A 19,176-nucleotide genomic window follows, 5' to 3' on the forward strand; every position below is an offset into this window, starting at 1 on the left:
TGCACTGGCAGATGCAGGCTAGTAGTCGTGAGTGGAGCGTATGGCAGACAATCAATTGGCACGGGATGGACGCACGGAATTCGATCTGTTTCCGGATGACGATCCATTGAGCGAACTCGCGCGCATTGTCGGCTACGACAACCGACCGGCAGTGCAGCAACTTCAGGAGCTTGAGAGGCACCGCAACTCTGTGCTTCAGGAGCCTGGCGTTGGTCTGGAGCCCGGTCTCGGTCTGGAGGATGAGCTTCTTCGAGAATTCGAAAGCTATGGCCTGACGGAAAGCGTTCCGCCCGTTGAGGTTGGTCCGGCTGTTGTTGCCGAAGTCGCTCGGCCGGCGTCTCCATTCGATGTCGATCAGCCGGAGGTTTCACCGGAGCCTGCAGGCGACGGCTGGGATTTCGCCTTCGAGATGGCCGCCGAAAATCCTTCGATCGTGGCTGAGAATCAGTCGGGCGTCGATGTGCTTGTAGTGGAAGAGCCGGCCCTTGATGCTCTGGGGGTCGATCTTGAGCGGGAGCTTGAGCTTTCCATCGGGTACATGGATGAAGCGCCTCTCGCTGTTTCCGTCGAGGCTGAGAAAGCATCCGATAGTATCGCCGACGGGGTCTCGTTGGAGCCGGTATTCGAGCCTGCATCGTTTGAAGCTGCTGCGCCTGCCGTGGCGGCTCACGAGGATCCAGTCGCTCGATCGTCTTTCGAGCCAACATTTTCGCCGCTTGCTGATACGGTGAGCGCGCCCGCCGCTGTTGCTCCCGCCGTGGATCTCGTCGATGAGCTTCTGGCGGATATCGAGCGTTTCCCGGTCCCCGAAAAGCCTTCCGCTGTAGCAGCGGTACCGTTGGCAGCGGTTCGCAAGAATAACTATCCATTCACGCCGATGTTCAGCCGCGCGACGCCCGTTGCGACGAACGGCGGAGCAGGTCAGAAGGTTTATGCCGCGCCCATCGTTGCGGCCGCCCCGGCGGTCGTGGCGATGCCGTCCGTGAAGACGGCTCCCGAGCCGATCACGGAGCCGGTATTTGCGGCACAGGCCGCATATGTTGAAGAGAATGTCGTAGCCGAACCCGTCGTGGTCGCAGCGGCAGAGGTTTTGAGCCCGATTGCAGAGCCGGATTTTGATCTCGATGCTTTCGAGCTCGATCTGTCTGACATCGATCTCGATCTCGACCCGGTTGAACTGGAGGCGCTTGAACGTGCCGAGGTTTCCTCTGCGCCGGTTCAGCAGCCGGTCGCTATTGCAAAGCCGCAGGCCGCTATCGCGCCGGAGCGCCTGGAGATCGTAGAGGACGCGCAGCCGATGGTGGCTCCCTCGCGGTACATTGCGCCTGAGCCCGTTGTCGAAACGCCGTACGCTCTCGATGAACAGAGCGATGGTGAACTGCCTTTCGATCCGACGATGATTGCCGAGGCTGAGGAAAGCCTGACGGCTATTGCAGAACTGGATGTTCCGCAGCTGCCTGTTATCGAGCAGGAAAAGCCCGCCGTCTATCAGCCCGACTATGAACTCGATATCGATGCGGAAATGGCGCAGCTTTTCGGCGCGCCGTCCCGTTCCGCCCGCAACGTCGAGCACGGGCATGACGAGCACCTGTTCGCCAATGTCGCCCAGCCGGCGCCGCTTGCCCCCGTTGCAAACGGCCGTTCGCGTGTGGAGGACGATTTCGATGCGTTCGAAAAGGCGATGGAAGAGGATTTCCGTCAGTCGCTCAGCCCGCGTCAGAATACAGAGACCGTTGCCGATGACCGTCTTGCTGTCGGTTCGGGCTATGCGGCGGATGATTATGCCGAAGAGCGTCGGTCTCGCGGCGTGCGGCGTATTGCGCTTCTGGCAGCGACGGTCGCAGGTATCGCGATTCTAGGCGGTGCCGGTGTTTACGCCTGGATGGGTGACTCCACCCCCGGCCTTTCCGGTGGTGACCCGAAGGTCATTCTGGCAGACAAGTCGCCGGTCAAGATCGTACCCGTCGAAAAGGGCGGCAAGACCGTTCCGAACCAAGACAAGGCGGTTTATGACCGCGTCGCCGGCGCACAGACCGAGTTGCCCCAGCAGGGCGCACTCGTTTCCTCCACCGAGGAGCCGGTCGATGTCGTGCAGCGGACGCTCACGCCTGAAGATCTGCCCCTCGAAGGGCGAGGCGAAGAGGCTCTTCCGGGCGTGACAGCCTCGGACGAAGACGATCGGTTGATGCCGGATGTCGAGATGGCAGCCAATACTGCGTCCGCTGATGACAGCACGCCGGCGGTTTCGCCGCGCAAGGTTCGCACGATGATCGTCAAGCCGGACGGCACGTTGGTCGCCCGGGAAGACGTCGCACCTGCCGCGGATGCCGGACAGGTGGTCGCTGCTGCCGAGCCAGTCGTTACGCCGGTGAAAACCAGCACCATCACCCAGGATGCGCAAGCCGGTACGGTCACCGCGCAGCCGCAGCGCAGCGCGCTCGCCGAAGCCGCCGATGTGACGGTTGAGGAAACCGCGCCGGTTCGTCCGGTCGCGACAACCGCGGTAACCGAGACCGCCGCTTTGCCCCAGGCCCGCCCTGCGACGGAACAGCCGGCGGCTGAGCAGACGGCCAGCACTCCTAAGGTCGAGACGCCGGCTCCGGTACAGACGACAACCGTCGCTCCGGGAAGCTATGTCGTTCAGATTGCATCGCTGCCGTCCGAAGGCGAGGCGCAAAAGTCCTACAACTCGCTTTCGGGCAAGTTCGGTTCGGTCATCGGCGGTCGCGGTGTCGACATCAAGAAGGCCGAGATCGCCGGCAAGGGCACCTACTACCGCGTACGTATACCGGCCGGATCGAAGCAGGAAGCCAACGAGCTTTGCGCACGCTACAAAAGCGCAGGCGGCAGTTGCCTTGTGACCCGCTGAACAGCAAATCAAGACAAAACGCGGTCTTCGGGCCGCGTTTTCGATTCCGGCGGCGAGATGCCGCATACCAGCGACGCGCGCATTCGCCTTCGCAAAACCTCCGGCTATGATCTGACCATGAGCGAATCAAAAGCATTTATCTCGGGCTGCAAAGGCCTTTCCCTGACGGACGAAGAGAAGGCCTTTTTTGCCGGCGAACGTCCGTGGGGTTTCATCCTCTTCGGACGCAACATCGGCGAGGCGCAGCAGATCGCCGATCTCGTCGCAGAGATGCGAGAGAGTATCGGCAATCCGCATGCCCTTGTGCTGATCGATCAGGAGGGAGGACGTGTTCAGCGCATTCGTCCACCGCTTTTGCCGCAATATCCCAATGGGGCGGCGATCGGCGAGATTTACCGACGTGATCGGGAAGAAGGGCTGCGCGCAGCCTGGCTCATGTCCCGCCTTCATGCCTTCGACCTTACGCGCTTCGGCATCACGGTGGATTGCCTGCCGGTTCTGGACGTTCCTATCGAAGGCAGCAGCGAGGTGATCGGCAATCGCGCCTATGGTTTCGATCCACACGCCGTGGCCGAAATCGGCAAGGCGGCGGCGGAAGGCCTGAAAGCTGGCGGAATGCTGCCGATCATGAAACACATGCCGGGTCACGGCCGCGCTTTCGTCGATTCCCACCACAAGCTGCCGGTGGTGGATGTTTCTCTGGACCTGCTTGAACGCAGTGATTTCGTGCCTTTCAGAGCGATGAAGGACGAGTTGATGGCCATGTCGGCCCATATCGTCTTTACGGCCGTCGATGCGGAGAACCCGGTAACAACCTCCGCCAGAGCAGTCGACGAAGTCATCCGTGGACGGATAGGCTTCGATGGTCTGCTGATGTCCGACGACGTATCCATGAACGCCTTGGCTGGGGATATCGAAACCCGCGCGCGCGGCATATTTGATGCCGGGCTCGATCTGGTCTTGCATTGCCATGGCATCATGGATGAAATGCTTGCAGTGGCGAAGGTGGCTCCGGTTCTGGCAGGCGACGCACTTCGGCGGACAATGGCGGCAGAAGCGGGGTTCCGCGTGGCTGATGCGTCCGACGAGCAGGCATTGCGGGAAGAGTTTGCGGGTCTTTTCGCCGTTTCGTAAGCAGACGGGAGAAACGCTTTGGCGAGTGCCGGCGACACGGACAGAAGATCGCCTGGCAAGGCTCCGATGGAGCCCCTCTGGCAGGATGACGAAGCCCGTCGTGGACTGAGCGAGGAAGCGCTTGTCGTCGATATCGCCGGCTTTGAAGGCCCGCTCGACCTGCTGCTGCATCTCGCGCGCAATCAACGTGTCGATCTTTCGCGGATCTCTGTGCTTGCGCTGGCAGAGCAGTATATCGCCTTCATCGAGCGCGCGCGCAGCATCCGCATCGAGCTTGCCGCGGACTACCTCGTCATGGCTGCGTGGCTTGCCTACCTGAAGTCGCGTCTGCTGATCCCGCAGCAGGCAAAAGACGATGGCCCTTCCGGCGAGGAGATGGCGACGGCGCTCGCTTTCCGGCTGAAGCGGCTGGAGGCGATGCGTGACGCGGCAACCCGGCTGGTGAACCGCAACCGGCTGGGGCGCGATATATTTGCGCGTGGTGCACCGGAGCATATTCCCGTCGAGCGGAAATCGGCCTTCGAAGCTTCTCTCTATGATCTGTTGAGCGCCTATGCGGCGCTGCGCCAGCGTCACGCCATAACGCAGGTGACGATCGAGAAGCGTCAGGTATGGTCTCTTGCCGAGGCGCGCGAAATCCTTGCCCGCCTGCTGGGGGATCTCACGGACTGGACGACGCTCGATCGTTTTCTGCTGCGGTACATGGATGATCCGAAAGATCGCGCCACGGCGATTGCGAGTTCCTTTGCTGCATCGTTGGAGATGGTGCGGGAGGGCCAACTGGAGCTGCGTCAGGATGGGGCCTTTCAGCCGATTTACCTTCGCAAGGGCGTGAAGAAATCCGAACCGGCGCAGGGAGACCGTTCGTGATCGAGCCTCAGAATGTGCTGCCCGGCATGATCGACGAACCGGATGATCGCGATCAACCGTCCGTCGGGCTTGATGCTCGCCGCGAACTCGAAGCCGAGCGTATCGCGGAGGCCTTGGTTTTTGCTTCCGCACAGCCTGTTTCGGAAAGCTATATCGCGGCCCGTTTGCCGAAAGGGGCCGATGTCGGGCGGATCATGCATCGGCTTAAAACATTTTATGCGGCGCGCGGCGTGAATTTGCTGCAGGTGGCCGATCACTGGGCCTTTCGCACATCCGCCGATCTGTCCTTCGTTGTTCAGACGGAAGAGAACGAGGCTCGCAAGCTATCGCGTGCGGCCTTGGAGGTCCTTGCGATCATTGCCTATCACCAGCCGGTCACCCGCGCCGAGATCGAAGATATTCGAGGGGTACAAACGTCCAAGGGCACGCTCGACGTCCTGATGGAATCGGGCTGGGTCCGGTTCCGGGGGCGAAGGCGCACGCCGGGGCGACCCGTTACCTACGGCACCACGCGCGATTTCCTCGATCATTTCGGCCTGGAAGAACTCCGCGATCTGCCAGGTCTTGAAGAGTTGAAGGGGGCAGGGCTGCTCAGCGGGCGTATCCCCGCCAATTTCCAGATCCCCATGCCGCTCGGGGACGACGAACTTTCTGCGGACGAAGATCCCATCACCCAGCTTGATCTCGAGGAGCTTGGCCTCTTGACTCCGAGGGGCGAAGAAGCCGAATAGAAAAGATGAGTGCGGACGTCGGCTTAACTCTTACTTTCGCGCAATCATAAGATCTGGCCGGGCCATGCCAACCTATGGCGCGGCGACAGGGACGTTCGAGTTTGGCTTCTGGAATGCAATCTGCGACTGAGACCCCGGAACCCCGCCGTCGGGCAGGCGTGAGTTTCGCGGCGCGATTGGTGTTCGATGACATCCACCACAGCTATCAGTCCAAGGAGACGATCCGCGGCATCTCCCTGACCGCAGAGGCCGGCGAGGTGCTGTGCCTGCTGGGGCCTTCCGGCTCGGGAAAAACCACACTCCTGCGGATTGCCGCTGGCATAGAAGCCCAAAGTGCCGGCCGCGTGCTGATGAACGATCGCGAGATCGCTGGCCCTGACGTTTTTGTTCCGCCCGAGCGGCGCGGCGTCGGCCTGATGTTTCAGGATTTCGCGCTCTTCCCGCATTTGACGATCCGCGAAAACGTGCGTTTTGGACTGACATCGCTGCCGAAGGTCGAGGGAACCAAGGAGGCCGATTCTGCTCTCGATCGCGTGGGGCTTTTGCATTACGCCGATCAATATCCCCATGCGCTTTCCGGTGGTGAACAACAGCGCGTGGCGCTTGCGAGGGCTCTGGCGCCCCGGCCTGCGGTGCTGCTTATGGATGAGCCGTTTTCAGGTCTCGACTCCCGCCTCAAGGATACTATCCGGGCTGATACGCTGGCGATCCTGCGCGAGACGCGCGCAACCGCGATCGTGGTAACCCACGATGCCGAGGAAGCCATGCGCATGGGCGATCGTATCGCGCTGTTGAAGGATGGTCGCCTGCAACAATTGGGAACGGCGCATGAGCTTTATCGCTCTCCAAAGACGCTTTTTGCCGCAGGGTTCTTTTCTGAAATCAATGAATTTTCAGCCCGTGTTAGGCGTGGAGTGGTCGAGACGCCACTTGGCGTTGTTCCTGTTGAAAAATTCTCAGAGGGGCAGTCGGTTGCCGTTGCTGTGCGACTTTCGGCCGTTTCTGTCACGGAAAATGCGGGTTCGATACCGGCCCGCATCATTTCCCGCCATTTTTTGGGCGTCGTCGAGCTTTTGACGCTCGCCGTGCCGGGAAGCGATGTGCCCGTGCGGGCCCGCATCCGCGCCGAACTCCTGCCGCAAGGATTGCGCGATGTCAGCCTTTCCGTTAACGAGCGGGACATATTGCTGTTTGAAAAAGATGGTTGAACATCTTACATCGGGGTAACGGGTTTCAAGGGAGTAAGGATATGGGTTCCTTTAGCATCTGGCATTGGCTGATCGTTCTGGTGGTCGTGCTTCTTTTGTTCGGCCGCGGCAAGATTCCGGAATTGATGGGTGACGTTGCCAAGGGCATCAAGAGCTTCAAGAAGGGCATGACCGACGACGAAGCCGCCGAAAAGGGCGTAGACGCAAAGACCGTCGAACACAAATCCGACGAAGTCCGCTGATCCCAGTGATCATAGGCCTGCCTCTTTCCGGGCAGGCCTTGTTGTTTCCGGATCCGCCAGTTTTCGCGCGTGGAGTTGCATAAATGCTTGATGTCGGCTGGACCGAGCTTGTCGTCATTGCCGTCGTGCTGATCATTGTGGTCGGTCCGAAGGATCTGCCGCCGATGCTGCGGACCTTTGGGCGCATGATGACGAAGATGCGCGGCATGGCGGGCGAATTTCGCCAGCAGTTCGATGAAGCCTTGAAGGAGGCTGATCTCGACGATGTTCGAAAGACCATCAGCGATGCGCAACGCCTCAACCCCGCACACAGCCTGCGCGAAGCGATGAACCCGCTGCGCCAGATGGGCAATGAGATCAAGGCTGACTTGCAGAAGGCCACGGCAGTTGAGGCCAAGCCCCAAACGCCCGTAGAGCCGAGTACGCCGTCCGGCTCGGAAACCCCGCCTGCCGCGGCGCCGCTCGTAAACCCCGCGACGGCCACCGTTTCGCCTTCGCCTGCGACATCAACGCCGGTCGAGCCTGTGGCGGCTCAGATTTCGCCTGAGCCTGAAAAGCCGAAGCGGGCGAGCAAGGCCAAGGTTTCCGAGGTTGCGGCCATTCCGGGCAAGAAGGCGAAAGCGGTTGCCGCACCGGAGATTGACGTGGCGGACGTAAAGCCGAAAACGAAAAAGACGACGGCCAAGGCCAAGAAGGCAGGTGACGCATGAGCGGCGAAATCGAAGACAAGCCCCAGCCGCTGATCGAGCATCTGATCGAGCTTCGTTCCCGACTTATCTGGGCCGTCGCGGCGTTCTTCCTGGCGTTTCTCGTCTGCTTCTATTTCGCCAAGGAACTGTTCAACGTTCTGGTTCAGCCTTTCCGTTGGGCGGTCGAGTGGGCGGGGCTCAATCATCGCAACGTCGAGCTCATCTACACGGCGCCGCAGGAGTTTTTCTTCACGCAGATCAAGGTGGCGATGTTCAGCGCCATGGTGATCGCTTTTCCGGTGATCGCCTCGCAAATCTACAAATTCGTGGCTCCGGGGCTCTACAAGAACGAGCGTGCGGCATTCCTGCCGTTCCTGATCGCGTCGCCGATCCTGTTTCTGATGGGCGCGGCCCTCGTCTATTTCTTCTTCACGCCGATGGTGATGTGGTTCTTCCTGGCGATGGAGCAGGGCGGCGGCGACGGCAAGGTTGCCATCCAGCTTCTGCCGAAGGTTTCGGAATATCTGAGCCTGATCATGTCGCTGATCTTCGCGTTCGGTCTCGTGTTCCAGCTGCCGGTGATCACTACGCTTCTGGCGCGTGTCGGCTTCGTGACCTCGGACGGACTGCGGGAGAAACGCAAATACGCGATCGTCATCGCTTTCGTCGTCGCGGCCGTTCTGACGCCGCCGGATCCCGTGTCCCAGATCGGCCTTGCTCTGCCGGCGATCCTTCTTTACGAGATTTCCATCTATACGGCCCGACTCGTCGAACGTCAGAAGGCGCGCGATGCGCAGGCCAGCGCGGTCGCCGAGGCTGAAGACACCCCAGGCTGACGGGACATTCTCCGTCAGCACCGTCTCCGGGACCGTTATCTTGAACAAGACCGGACTCTGGAACGACCATGCTCGATATCAAATGGATTAGGGACCACGCCGAGGCCCTGGACGCAGCGCTCGCCAAACGCGGCGCAGCGCCACTCTCGGCCACGCTCATCGAACTCGACGAGAAGCGTCGTTCCCTTGTCCAGTCCCTGCAGGATATGCAGTCGCGCCGCAATGCCGCATCCAAGGAGATCGGCGCGGCGATGGCTGCCAAGGATGGCGCGCTGGCTGACAGGCTCAAGGCAGAAGTCGCAGAGCTGAAGACCACCATGCCGGCTCTTGAAGAGCAGAGCCGCGTCGCGGATGCAGAGCTTTCAGATGCCCTGTCGCGCATTCCCAACGTACCACTGGATGATGTTCCCGTGGGCAGCGACGAAAGCGGCAATGTCGTCAAACATACCGCCGGCAACAAGCCCGGCTGGAACCACAAGCCGTTGGAGCATTTCGAAATTGGCGAAGCCCTGGGGTGGCTCGATTTCGAAGGGGCTGCCCGAATTGCCGGTTCGCGCTTCACGATCGTCAAGGGTCAACTCGCCCGCCTCGAGCGCGCGCTTGGCCAGTTCATGCTCGATCTGCACACGACCGAGCATGGTTATCTTGAAGTTCAGCCGCCGCTTCTGGTGCGCGACGACGCCATGTATGGCACCGGCCAGCTACCGAAATTCGCTGAAGATCTTTTCCGGACGACGGACGACCGCTGGCTGATCCCGACGGCGGAAGTGCCGCTGACCAACATGGTGCGCGAGCAGATCCTCGATGCCGACGTCCTGCCGCTGCGTTTTACCGCGTTGACCCCATGTTTCCGTTCGGAGGCAGGATCGGCTGGTCGTGACACGCGCGGCATGCTGCGTCAGCATCAGTTCAACAAGGTCGAGCTTGTGTCGATCACGGATGCGGAAAGTTCGATCGACGAACATGAGCGTATGACGGCCTGTGCCGAAGAGGTGCTGAAGCGTCTGGGCCTGCACTACCGCGTCATGACGCTTTGCACCGGCGACATGGGCTTTGGCGCGCGCAAGACCTACGACCTCGAAGTCTGGCTGCCGGGGCAGGATACCTATCGTGAAATCTCGTCCTGCTCGGTTTGCGGCGATTTCCAGGCACGGCGCATGAATGCGCGTTATCGCGGCAAGGAAGACAAGACGACCCGTTTCGTTCACACGTTGAATGGTTCGGGAACGGCTGTCGGTCGTGCCTTGATCGCCGTCGTCGAAAATTATCTCAACGAAGATGGTTCGATCACCGTCCCCGACGTATTGCTGCCCTATATGGGTGGTCTGACCCGCATCGAAAAAGCAAACTGAACCCGGACCAGACAGGCTAGACATGCGCATTCTGTTGACGAACGACGACGGCATCAACGCTGAGGGCCTTGCCGTTCTCGAACGGATTGCGCTGACCCTCTCCGACGATGTCTGGATCGTGGCACCGGAAACGGATCAGAGCGGCCTGGCGCATTCGCTGACGCTGTCTGAACCTTTGCGGTTAAGGCAGTTGGGCGAGAAGCGCTTCGCCCTGCGCGGTACGCCGACGGATTGCGTCATCATGGCGGTTCGTAAGGTTCTCGATTTTCCGCCCGATGTCGTTTTGTCCGGTGTGAATGTCGGGGCCAACCTTGCCGATGACGTAACCTATTCGGGCACGGTCGCGGGCGCCATGGAGGGCCGGCTACAGGGCGCTCGTTCGTTTGCGTTGAGCCAGGCTTACAGCTATGCGCCGGGCGGCCATATCCCCTGGGACGTCGTCGAGACCCATGCGCCCAAGCTCCTGAAGACGCTGATGGTGCTCGATCTGCCGGACGGGACGTTCCTCAACGTCAACTTCCCCAACTGCGAAGTCGATGAGGTGGCGGGCACGGCCGTGACCTGCCAAGGCAAGCTCGACTACGGCCTGTCCATTGACGAGCGATCGGATGGCCGCGGAAACCCGTATTTCTGGTTGCGATTTGGCGAGCGATTCGGCGATTTCCGCGTCGGAACGGATATCCACGCGATCCGTGAGAAGCATATCTCAGTCACGCCGTTGAAGATCGATCTGACGGATTACGCCGTTCAGGATCGCATAAACCGTCTCCTCCAGGAGGGCAACGGGGCGTGAATGCGCGTCTGATCGAGCAGGAGGGCTTTGCCGCCATGATGCTTCGGCTGCGTGCCGAAGGCATCTCAAGCAAGGAACTGTTGAATGCGGTTGAACAGACGCCGCGTTCATTCTTCGTGCCGCCTCATTTCGACAGCGAAGCCTATTCCCCGCGCCTTTTGCCGCTGGAATGCGGTTCGTTTATCGAGGGTTTCGATTTTGCGGTTCGTTTGCTGCACAATCTCAACCTCAAAACCGGCCAGCGTGTTCTTGAGGTCGGAACCGGCAGCGGCTTCACGGCAGGCGTTATGGCGAGGATCGCAGAAAGGGTGCTGACGATCGAGCGCTACAAGACACTGGTTACCACGGCGCAACGCAATCTCGAAAAGGCGGGCATCCGCAATGTTGTCGTGCGCCAGGCAGATGGCAGCACAGGCCTTGCAGGCGAGGGCACCTTCGACCGCATTCTGATTACGGCCGCATTCGAAAGTTTGCCGAGGGTGTTTTCCGAGCATCTCGTGTCCGGGGGCACCATGATCGTGCCGATCATGGTAAGCCCAAACCAGTGTCGCGTCGTCAGGCTTTCGCGCACAGGAAGCCGTTTCGATCGGGAAGACCTGTTCGAAGCGCCTTACCTGCCCATCGTTCCGCAGGTCGCGTCTTTCCTATGAAGAGCGGCCTCGACGAAATCTACGTCGATCGCGTTCTGACGTCGCTCTATGACGCCCTCAATCCGGCGGGCGAGGATACCGGGTTTTATCTTTCGCTGCCGGCCCCCGGATCGGCCATTCTCGATATCGGATGCGGCACTGGGCTGCTTGGCGTCGAGTTCGCCCGCCACGGGCATGATGTCACCGGTCTCGATCCTGCCGCAGCGATGCTGGAGATTGCGAAAGACCGCCCGGGTGGCGAGCGGGTCAATTGGCTGCAGGCGGACGCCCGTGACTTCGATCTGAACCGGATGTTCGATCTGATTTTAATGACGGGCCATGTTTTCCAGGTGTTTCTCGAGGATGAGGATGCGCTGCGCGCACTGACTGCGGCGCGACGGCACCTGAAGCCCGGCGGGCGGCTGGTGTTCGAAAGCCGCAATCCGGCTGCAAGAGGGTGGGAGGCGTGGACGCCACTTCATTCTCGAAAAGTGATCGAGCATCCTGCCCTTGGCCGCGTCGAGACCTGGCACAGCGTTGACGACGTGAAGGCCGGACGTGTCGCCTTCTTCAGTTTTTGCCAACTCCCGGGGAGGCCGGTTCCGATCGTTTCTCGCAGCGAACTCGCCTTTCGCAGTGTCGGAGAACTTGACGATCTGCTGAGCGCCAGCGGCTTTCGGGACACACGCTGGCTTGGCGATTGGCATGGCAAGCCGCTTGACGCCGACTCGGCGGAAATCATCGTTATCGCGCGTTAATCGGTTCCGAGCCGGGCTCCGAGCGAACCGGCGCTTCTTTGCTGATCGCAATTTTTGCTTGTATTTCAACTTGTTAATTTTTCGTTAACGAACGTCAGCCTCGCGCAAGCTTCGGAGCGTAGCCAAAATCCATCAGTTGCGAAGTGCTGTGGGCTGGCGTCTGGCATCGACCTGTTTTTGTCAGCTCCTCAAGCATCCGGCGCAGGAGTTGGAACGATGCAGATTGCAAGCAGATTGAATTCGGCCGCCAGCGGCGATGGCCTTGGCAATCGTGCAGGGCGCATGGATGGCACGAACGTTTCGAGCCAAAGCGAGAGCAGTTCCACCCAAGCCGCGCTCATCGGGGGGTATGATCCGTCTTCCCGGGTATCTCTTTCGGCCGAAGCCCTTCTGTATCTAAGTCGCACGAAGAAAACGACAGAGAAATACCCCGCCCTTACGCGGGATGAGTGGGCCAACACCTTGTCGCCGCAACTGGCTGCCCGGGAGTATCAGGCTTTCGGGAAGTATTCGGAAAGCGGTGATTTTCAGGCCTACTACCGCGCCTTCATCAACTATTACGATGCCCTCCGCCCGGAAGATCAGAACAGTCTTCGCTATTTCGGGACGCGCGAAGCCGCCGTGGCGGGGCTGCGCTCGCTCGACTACAACGACGCCGCCGGACTTGAGCCGGAAACCGGATTTCAAACGCTGGTCAGCGTTCTGCTGGATGAAAGCAAAGACGCTGCGAGTGTCACGGAACCTGCTCCCGGAAGCCTCGTGGCGGGTGATATGTTTACCTGGGATACGGTCGGCATCAGCTATGAGGATGTGTCTGAGACCCGTGCCGAATTTTCAGAGATCGATCGGCTTTATCAGGAAAGCTTCTGACGCAAGCGGCTGCCGTTCAGCCGCCATCGTAAGGATCATGGTTATCAAACCATCAAAAAACTGCCCGTTTTAACGGTGCGGTAACTCTAATGCGTTTTAATCGAACCTACATCGAGTTGCGTTCCAAGTAGGTAAGCGTCATGCGTATTAGAGTATCGTCGAGTACGGGTAGGTCAGTCGTTCGTCTGTGCGCGGCCATTCTTCTGGCTGGTGTTGCAAGCGGATGCAGCTCGGATGCTTCCCGGTTTGGTGGGCTTTTTTCAAAGTCCGACGAGCTCACGACCAGCTCCATTTCTTCGAATGGCGTCCCGATCCCGCGCGGTGACATCCAGGGGGCCGGTTCCGGCATGTCGCCGGTCATGGCAGCCAACAATCGGGAGCAGGCGCTGGATCAGCCATTCCCCGATCCGGTCAATACCGCTTCCACGCCGATCTCCGGTGCGCGCGCGGCCTCGACGCCAATGAATGTTCAGCGCCAGGCGCTGGCCGATCCCTCTGCTTCCTCCGCGCAGGAGAAGCCGCTTGCTCAGCCGTTCCCCGCTGCTGCGGAAAAAGCTCCTGAGAAAACCCAGGGGCAGCAGGTCGAAACCGCCGGCAAGAAGGGTGGCTGGTCGACGACAAACGCTCCGGCCGTGCTGCTGAGGCAGGGTGATACGATCGCCACGCTCGCCAATCGTTTCGGTGTGCCGGAAAAGGAAATCTTGAAGGCAAACGGCCTGAAGTCCGCTTCGCAGGCGGAGCCCGGTCAACGCATTCTCATCCCGACGTTCAACGTTGCCGCCAGTGCTGCCAAGGCATCTGCTTCCGATGCTGCTGCAAGCCTTGATGTCGATAAGCAGAAGAATGCCCCGGTCCTGCCGAACAGCCGCGACGTTGCCATTCTTCCTGGTCAGTCCCAGTCCCGCGAAAAGGGTGTTGCCGGCGCCGACATGGCGGCAGGCAAGCAGCCGGTATCCGGCGACGGCAACGGGCAGGGCGGTGGATACACGGTGCAGGCCGGCGATTCTCTCAACCGCATCGCCAAGGCCAACGGCGTTTCGGTCGATGCGTTGCGCAAGGCAAACGGCCTGACCAGCGGTGCAATCCGCGTCGGTCAGACGCTGAAGCTGCCGGCTGCCGACAATGTCAGCACTGCGTCCATTCCGAAAAAGACGGAAGAGGTGAAGGTTGCCAAGGTTGAAGTCGCGAAGACGGAGGAGACCAAGGTTGCTGCCTATGCACCTCCGGTAGCGAAGGAATCTGTTTCCGAAGCCGCGGCCAAGAGCGACGTCAGCGAAGCCTCGCCGAAGGCGACGGGCATAAGCAAATATCGCTGGCCGGTGCGCGGTGCAGTCGTCGCGGGCTACGGCGCCAATGTCGATGGCAACCGCAATGACGGCATCAATATCTCGGTACCCGAGGGCACGCCGATCAAGGCAGCGGAAAACGGCGTGGTCATCTATTCCGGTAGCAGCCTGAAGGAACTCGGGAATGCCGTTCTGGTTCGTCATGACGACGGTACGGTGACAGTGTACGGCAACGCCTCGGAGCTGAAGGTTCAGCGCGGCCAGAAAATCCAGCGCGGTCAGACGATCGCCTCGTCCGGCATGAGCGGTACGGCCAGCCAGCCGCAAGTCCACTTCGAGGTGCGCAAGAACGCAACGGCGGTCAACCCGGTCACCTTCCTCGAATAGATCGTCATCAATTAACAGCAAAGCCGCGTTCGGCAGAGCGCGGCTTTTTGCGTTCGTGCAAGGACTGTTGCCCTCAGCCCAGCTCGATCTTCTTTTCGTAGCGCCCGGCAAGATCCTGAATGAACTGGAAGGCGACGCGCCCGGAGCGCGAACCGCGCGTGGTGCTCCATTCCAGAGCTTCAGCGTGAAGCTTTTCAGTTTCGATATCAATTCCGACATGAGCGGCGTAACCGTCGATCATCGCCAGATAATCGTCCTGGCTGCATTTGTAGAAGCCCAGCCATAGTCCGAAGCGATCCGAGAGTGAGACCTTCTCCTCGACGGCTTCAGATGGATTGATTGCGGTCGATTGTTCGTTTTCCATCATATCGCGCGGCAAAAGATGCCGGCGGTTCGACGTCGCATAGAGCAGCACGTTGTCGGGACGGCCTTCGATGCCGCCGTCAAGCACGGCCTTCAGAGACTTGTACGAGGTGTCGTCGTGATCGAAGGACAGGTCGTCGCAGAAAACCAGAACCGGTACCGGGGCCTTTTTCAGGATATCCATCAGCGCGGGCAGGGTGGCGATATCTTCCCGATGCACTTCCACGAGTTTCACCCGCACGCCGGTCTCGTTCGAAACGGCGGCATGGACGGCTTTTACCAGGGATGACTTGCCCATGCCGCGGGCGCCCCAGAGCAGCACATTGTTGGCCGGAAAGCCCCGGGCGAAACGCAGCGTGTTGTCATGCAGGATGTCTCGAACGTGGTCTACGCCCCGGATCAGGCCCATCTCGATCCGGTTCGGCTTCGTCACGGGCTGGAGCCAATGGGTTTGAGGCACCCAGACGAAACATTCCGCTGCTTCCCAGTCGTTGACGGCCCGCTCGGGCCCGGCAAGACGCTCAAGTGCAACATTGAGCTTTCGCATCTCTGCGAGAAGAAGATCGATCTTTGTATCCTGCATGGCACCCATCCCGAGTGGAAAGACTGACCGTCGCCTAACATGCCGTAGACTGCTGCGAAAGGTCGCGTACCCCCTCACGGCGACCTGTTGGGCGGTGCTTTTTCTGTATGAGGACGGTTTCACGGTATACTGCTGTCGGGGTGAGTTGCATTCGCTGCCGGCTTTCCTATATTCCGGCCACCCGAAACGCGGGCTCGCCCCGCAATGACGCATTCAAGGAGTGATCAATGTTCATTACTGAGGCTTTCGCCCAGACGGCAACCGCACCCGCAGCAGGCGGTGCGGATATCCTCATGTCCATCCTGCCGTTTCTGCTGATTTTCGTCGTAATGTACTTCCTGATCATTCGTCCGCAGCGCGCCAACATGAAGCGTCGCGAGGAACTTCTGAAGAACATTCGCCGCAACGACCAGATCGTCACTGGCGGCGGCATCGTCGGCAAAGTGACGAAGGTTGTCGATGACAAAGAACTGGAAGTCGAAATTGCTGACGGCGTGAAGATTCGTGTGGTACGCAGTGGCGTATCCGAAGTCCGCGTGAAGGGTGAACCCGTCAAGGAATAAGCTCTCAAGCGCAGGAGGCCGGATAAAACGGCCTCCCTCAACGCCTTTAGTCGAGAGCTTCATGCCTTATTTCGCCCGCTGGAAGACCTTCATTGTCTGGCTTGTCGTGCTCCTGAGCATGATTGTCGCCCTTCCGAACGTCTTGCCGCAGGACACTCTCGACAGACTACCGGACTGGCTGCCGAAGAAGCAGCTGGTTCTTGGGCTCGATCTCGAAGGCGGCTCTCGCATCAGTCTCCAGGTGGAGCGCGACAATGTGGTGGCCTCAAGCCTGCGCGCCAGCGTCAACGAGGCCGCCACCCTTTTGCGCTCTGCCGGGGTACCCTATACCGGCCTGAATGGCATTGGTCAGACGATCGAGCTGACGGTTCCCGATCCTTCCCGCCTTGATGCGGCGCGTGCGGCCCTCAAGCCCATGGCGGACCGGCTCGTGGGCGAAGCTGGAAAACAAGTTCCCGAATTTTCAATTCCGCCAGCCGAAAATGGTCTCCTGCGGATCGAATTGACCGACAAGGGCGTAGAGCGCCGCCTGTCCGCGGATGCGGATCAGTCCGTCAACATTCTCTCTGAACGGCTGGAAAGCCTTGGCGGCAAGCCGCCTGCCATCAGCCGGCGCGGCATCGATCGCATCATCGTCCAGATTCCGGGCTTGCACGATCCCGAGCAGCTGAAGAGCATCATGACGCAGGCAGGCGATTTCTCCTACCGGCAGATGGATATGTCGATGACGGTTGAAGCCGCTGTCAACGGCACGCCGCCGGCGGGGTCCGAGGTGGTCTATTCCGCGGACGATCCGCCGATCGGACGGCTTCTCAAGCGCGAGCCGGTGTTCTCCTCAACAGATATTACCAGTGTCGAGACGGCGCTGGATGGCGAAGGCCCCGTGGTCAACATGGGGCTGACACCGGAAGCATCTGCGCGTCTGGCCCAGGCGACCCAGGCGACGACGGGAACGACGCTGGCGGTCGTTCTGGATGGGCTCATCGTTGCCGAACCGCTTGTCCGCAGCCCGATCACGGACGGACGCGTGACGCTCGCGGCCGAAATGAGCCCCGAAGGTGCCGAAGATCTGACCATTCTCCTGCAGAGCGGCCCACTGCCGGCGGCACTCACCGTGCTTGAGGAGCGTTCCATCGGTGCGGGCCGGGGGAGCGAATCGATCCAGTCGATTTTGCGCAGCGGCCTGATCGGCGCGCTTCTCGTCGGCCTCTTCATGTTCGGTTTCTATGGGTTCTTCGGTCTTGTCGCCAATGTAGCCGTGGTGCTCAACGTCGTGATGATCCTTGCCGTACTGACGGCTAGCGGGCTCGCGCTTACCTTGCCGGGGGTCGCCGGTATCGTTCTGACGATCGGCATGGCAGTCGATAGCAACGTGCTGATCTATGAGCGCATTCGCGAGGAGGTGAAGCATGGCCGCTCGGTGCTCGATGCCGTCCAGCACGGTTTCGCCCGCGCCTTTGCGGCAATCGTCGATGCCAACATCACCACGCTGATCGCGGCGATCATTCTTCTTTATCTCGGCACGGGCTCGATCCGCGGCTTCGCCGTGACGTTGGCGATCGGTATCGTGACGACGCTGTTTACCGCCTTTACGCTGACGCGGGTGATGCTGATGGTCTGGCTGGCGAAGCGTCATCCGACCGAATTGCCCGCCGGCATCCGCACCGGCATCTTCGATGGCGCCGCGATCCGTTTCATGGCGATCCGCAACTACGTCTTCTCGCTGACAGCCCTTTTGTCGCTGCTCTCGATGCTGGCCTTCGGTGCGCTTGGCCTCAATCTCGGCATCGACTTCTCTGGCGGCGCGGTGATCGAGCTCAGGGCAAAGCAGGGCGATGCCGATCTCGAGGATATTCGTGCGCGCCTGGGCGAACTCAATCTGGGCGTCGTGACGGCCCAGCCCTTCGGGTCCCGGCAGGATGTCGTGGTGCGCGTGCAGTCGCGCGAGGGCGGAGAAAATGCCGAGCAGACATCGGCGCTGATCGTGCGCGGCGAACTTGAGGACAGTTACGATGTTCGCCGTGTGGAGGTCGTCGGCCCATCGGTATCAGGAGAACTTACACGCGCCGCAACCATCGGCATCCTGATTTCGCTCCTGGCGATCATCATCTACATCTGGGTCCGGTTTGAGTGGCAGTTCTCCGTCGGGGCGATCGTGGCGACGCTACACGACGTCCTGTTGACGATCGGTCTCTTCGTCGTGACCGGTCTGGAGTTCAATCTCGCAAGCGTGGCGGCCCTGCTGACCATTGTCGGTTATTCGCTGAACGATACGGTCGTCGTTTATGACCGGATCCGCGAAAACCTGAAGCGTTACCCGCGGATGCCGTTGCCGATCCTGATCGACACGTCAATCAACCAGACCCTTTCCCGGACTGTGCTGACGGGCGCAACGACCATTCTTGCTTTGGCGGCTCTGTCTCTGTTCGGCGGAGAAGCGATCCAGTCCTTCGCCTTCGTGATGTTGTTCGGTATCGCCGTCGCAACCTTCTCGTCTATCTATGTCGCCGGGCCGGTGCTGATCCTCTTCAAACTGCGCCACGGAACGCCTGACGGAGGCGTGAAACATCCAGCTTCTGGACAGACCGCCGCAAAAGGGGCATGAGGTGCGCCATGCGCAGACAGATTGAAATTCGAAACGCCCATTTCCCCGGGCAGGCCCCGATCGATACCTATGGCAATGGTGGCTTTCGCTTTGCCGAAATGTCCCATCGTGGCTCTCTGCTGATGCTGCCGTCGGGTATTTACGGGTGGGGCTTTACGGAAGGCGACCCGCTGACAGTCGAAGCCTTTGAGCAGGTTTTTGCCGAAGCCGACAGGATCGAAGTGATGCTGGTGGGCACGGGCAAGGACATCCGACCGCTTCCGGCCGATCTGAAGGCCCGCTTCCGCGAACTGGGCATCTCATCCGATCCGATGAGCACGGGGGCAGCCGTGCGCACCTACAACATCATGCTTGCCGAATCGCGTGCCGTCGCAGCGGCCTTCGTCGCCGTTTAAAAATGCCGAGCAC

Annotated in this window: 18 protein-coding genes; 17 read left to right on the forward strand and 1 reads right to left on the reverse strand. The window is 60.3% G+C overall.

The window, feature by feature from the left end:
- Positions 1-40: 40 nt before the first annotated feature.
- The 14 genes from BLX89_RS01525 to BLX89_RS01590 all read left to right on the forward strand — a co-directional run bounded on the left by BLX89_RS01525 (position 41) and on the right by BLX89_RS01590 (position 14,654).
- Entirely contained in the window at positions 41-2,869 is a 2,829-nt protein-coding gene (locus tag BLX89_RS01525) for an SPOR domain-containing protein (protein ID WP_075288884.1), read from the forward strand.
- Positions 2,870-2,986: 117 nt separating this feature from the next.
- Positions 2,987-4,003, forward strand: coding sequence for a beta-N-acetylhexosaminidase (gene nagZ / locus BLX89_RS01530; RefSeq protein WP_075289220.1), 1,017 nt, complete (start codon positions 2,987-2,989; stop codon positions 4,001-4,003).
- A 66-nt stretch (positions 4,004-4,069) separates the two neighbouring features.
- The gene (locus BLX89_RS01535; protein ID WP_083637311.1) at positions 4,070-4,873 is read left to right on the forward strand and encodes a segregation and condensation protein A; all 804 of its coding nucleotides are present in this window, start codon (positions 4,070-4,072) and stop codon (positions 4,871-4,873) included.
- Between the two features lie 26 nt (positions 4,874-4,899).
- Positions 4,900-5,604, forward strand: coding sequence for an SMC-Scp complex subunit ScpB (scpB, locus tag BLX89_RS01540; RefSeq protein WP_075289221.1), 705 nt, complete (start codon positions 4,900-4,902; stop codon positions 5,602-5,604).
- Positions 5,605-5,717: 113 nt separating this feature from the next.
- Positions 5,718-6,812: an ABC transporter ATP-binding protein gene (locus BLX89_RS01545; RefSeq protein ID WP_075288886.1), complete on the forward strand. Its 1,095-nt coding sequence runs from the start codon at positions 5,718-5,720 to the stop codon at positions 6,810-6,812.
- 41 nt (positions 6,813-6,853) lie between these two features.
- Complete coding sequence (locus BLX89_RS01550; protein ID WP_075288887.1) at positions 6,854-7,054, forward strand: twin-arginine translocase TatA/TatE family subunit; 201 nt, start codon at positions 6,854-6,856, stop codon at positions 7,052-7,054.
- Between the two features lie 83 nt (positions 7,055-7,137).
- Positions 7,138-7,764 (forward strand): Sec-independent protein translocase protein TatB, encoded by a 627-nt coding sequence (tatB, locus tag BLX89_RS01555; RefSeq protein WP_075288888.1) that lies wholly within the window; start codon positions 7,138-7,140, stop codon positions 7,762-7,764.
- Positions 7,761-8,579 carry a twin-arginine translocase subunit TatC gene (gene tatC, locus BLX89_RS01560; RefSeq protein ID WP_075288889.1) on the forward strand — a complete coding sequence of 273 codons (819 nt, stop codon included), beginning with the start codon at positions 7,761-7,763 and terminating at the stop codon, positions 8,577-8,579. The genes tatB and tatC overlap by 4 nt, the downstream gene beginning before the upstream one ends.
- A 68-nt stretch (positions 8,580-8,647) precedes the next feature.
- Complete coding sequence (gene serS, locus BLX89_RS01565; RefSeq protein ID WP_075288890.1) at positions 8,648-9,931, forward strand: serine--tRNA ligase; 1,284 nt, start codon at positions 8,648-8,650, stop codon at positions 9,929-9,931.
- Positions 9,932-9,953: 22 nt separating this feature from the next.
- On the forward strand, positions 9,954-10,724 hold the full coding sequence (gene surE / locus BLX89_RS01570; protein WP_075288891.1) for a 5'/3'-nucleotidase SurE: 771 nt from the start codon (positions 9,954-9,956) through the stop codon (positions 10,722-10,724).
- A complete protein-coding gene (locus BLX89_RS01575; RefSeq protein ID WP_075288892.1) occupies positions 10,721-11,374 on the forward strand; it encodes a protein-L-isoaspartate(D-aspartate) O-methyltransferase in 654 nt (217 codons plus the stop codon). The genes surE and BLX89_RS01575 overlap by 4 nt, the downstream gene beginning before the upstream one ends.
- Entirely contained in the window at positions 11,371-12,111 is a 741-nt protein-coding gene (locus BLX89_RS01580; RefSeq protein WP_075288893.1) for a class I SAM-dependent methyltransferase, read from the forward strand. Before BLX89_RS01575 ends, BLX89_RS01580 begins: the two co-directional genes overlap by 4 nt.
- A gap of 216 nt (positions 12,112-12,327) precedes the next feature.
- Positions 12,328-12,981, forward strand: coding sequence for a biotin biosynthesis protein BioC (locus BLX89_RS01585; RefSeq protein ID WP_075288894.1), 654 nt, complete (start codon positions 12,328-12,330; stop codon positions 12,979-12,981).
- A gap of 140 nt (positions 12,982-13,121) precedes the next feature.
- Positions 13,122-14,654 carry a peptidoglycan DD-metalloendopeptidase family protein gene (locus tag BLX89_RS01590; RefSeq protein WP_075288895.1) on the forward strand — a complete coding sequence of 511 codons (1,533 nt, stop codon included), beginning with the start codon at positions 13,122-13,124 and terminating at the stop codon, positions 14,652-14,654.
- A 73-nt stretch (positions 14,655-14,727) separates the two neighbouring features.
- Here BLX89_RS01590 and BLX89_RS01595 read toward each other — a convergent pair whose 3' ends face one another.
- Positions 14,728-15,600, reverse strand: a complete 873-nt coding sequence (locus BLX89_RS01595) for an ATP-binding protein (protein ID WP_075289222.1) — start codon at positions 15,598-15,600, stop codon at positions 14,728-14,730.
- Positions 15,601-15,827: 227 nt separating this feature from the next.
- Here BLX89_RS01595 and yajC point away from each other — a divergent pair, with 227 nt between their 5' ends.
- The 3 genes from yajC to BLX89_RS01610 all read left to right on the forward strand — a co-directional run bounded on the left by yajC (position 15,828) and on the right by BLX89_RS01610 (position 19,163).
- The gene (yajC, locus tag BLX89_RS01600; protein ID WP_075288896.1) at positions 15,828-16,163 is read left to right on the forward strand and encodes a preprotein translocase subunit YajC; all 336 of its coding nucleotides are present in this window, start codon (positions 15,828-15,830) and stop codon (positions 16,161-16,163) included.
- Positions 16,164-16,224: 61 nt separating this feature from the next.
- Entirely contained in the window at positions 16,225-18,768 is a 2,544-nt protein-coding gene (gene secD, locus BLX89_RS01605) for a protein translocase subunit SecD (RefSeq protein ID WP_075288897.1), read from the forward strand.
- An 8-nt stretch (positions 18,769-18,776) separates the two neighbouring features.
- Positions 18,777-19,163, forward strand: coding sequence for an Mth938-like domain-containing protein (locus BLX89_RS01610; protein ID WP_075288898.1), 387 nt, complete (start codon positions 18,777-18,779; stop codon positions 19,161-19,163).
- Positions 19,164-19,176: the final 13 nt, after the last annotated feature.

The sequence above is a fragment of the Pararhizobium arenae genome, from assembly GCF_001931685.1.
Taxonomy (GTDB): Bacteria; Pseudomonadota; Alphaproteobacteria; order Rhizobiales; family Rhizobiaceae; genus Pararhizobium; species Pararhizobium arenae.

Coding starts and splice junctions, on each gene's coding strand:
- BLX89_RS01525 (WP_075288884.1), top strand. CDS start 41: ATGGCAGACAATCAATTGGCACGGGATGGACGCACGGAATTCGATCTG.
- nagZ (WP_075289220.1), top strand. CDS start 2,987: ATGAGCGAATCAAAAGCATTTATCTCGGGCTGCAAAGGCCTTTCCCTG.
- BLX89_RS01535 (WP_083637311.1), top strand. CDS start 4,070: ATGGAGCCCCTCTGGCAGGATGACGAAGCCCGTCGTGGACTGAGCGAG.
- scpB (WP_075289221.1), top strand. CDS start 4,900: ATGATCGACGAACCGGATGATCGCGATCAACCGTCCGTCGGGCTTGAT.
- BLX89_RS01545 (WP_075288886.1), top strand. CDS start 5,718: ATGCAATCTGCGACTGAGACCCCGGAACCCCGCCGTCGGGCAGGCGTG.
- BLX89_RS01550 (WP_075288887.1), top strand. CDS start 6,854: ATGGGTTCCTTTAGCATCTGGCATTGGCTGATCGTTCTGGTGGTCGTG.
- tatB (WP_075288888.1), top strand. CDS start 7,138: ATGCTTGATGTCGGCTGGACCGAGCTTGTCGTCATTGCCGTCGTGCTG.
- tatC (WP_075288889.1), top strand. CDS start 7,761: ATGAGCGGCGAAATCGAAGACAAGCCCCAGCCGCTGATCGAGCATCTG.
- serS (WP_075288890.1), top strand. CDS start 8,648: ATGCTCGATATCAAATGGATTAGGGACCACGCCGAGGCCCTGGACGCA.
- surE (WP_075288891.1), top strand. CDS start 9,954: ATGCGCATTCTGTTGACGAACGACGACGGCATCAACGCTGAGGGCCTT.
- BLX89_RS01580 (WP_075288893.1), top strand. CDS start 11,371: ATGAAGAGCGGCCTCGACGAAATCTACGTCGATCGCGTTCTGACGTCG.
- BLX89_RS01585 (WP_075288894.1), top strand. CDS start 12,328: ATGCAGATTGCAAGCAGATTGAATTCGGCCGCCAGCGGCGATGGCCTT.
- BLX89_RS01590 (WP_075288895.1), top strand. CDS start 13,122: ATGCGTATTAGAGTATCGTCGAGTACGGGTAGGTCAGTCGTTCGTCTG.
- BLX89_RS01595 (WP_075289222.1), bottom strand. CDS start 15,600: ATGCAGGATACAAAGATCGATCTTCTTCTCGCAGAGATGCGAAAGCTC.
- yajC (WP_075288896.1), top strand. CDS start 15,828: ATGTTCATTACTGAGGCTTTCGCCCAGACGGCAACCGCACCCGCAGCA.
- secD (WP_075288897.1), top strand. CDS start 16,225: ATGCCTTATTTCGCCCGCTGGAAGACCTTCATTGTCTGGCTTGTCGTG.
- BLX89_RS01610 (WP_075288898.1), top strand. CDS start 18,777: ATGCGCAGACAGATTGAAATTCGAAACGCCCATTTCCCCGGGCAGGCC.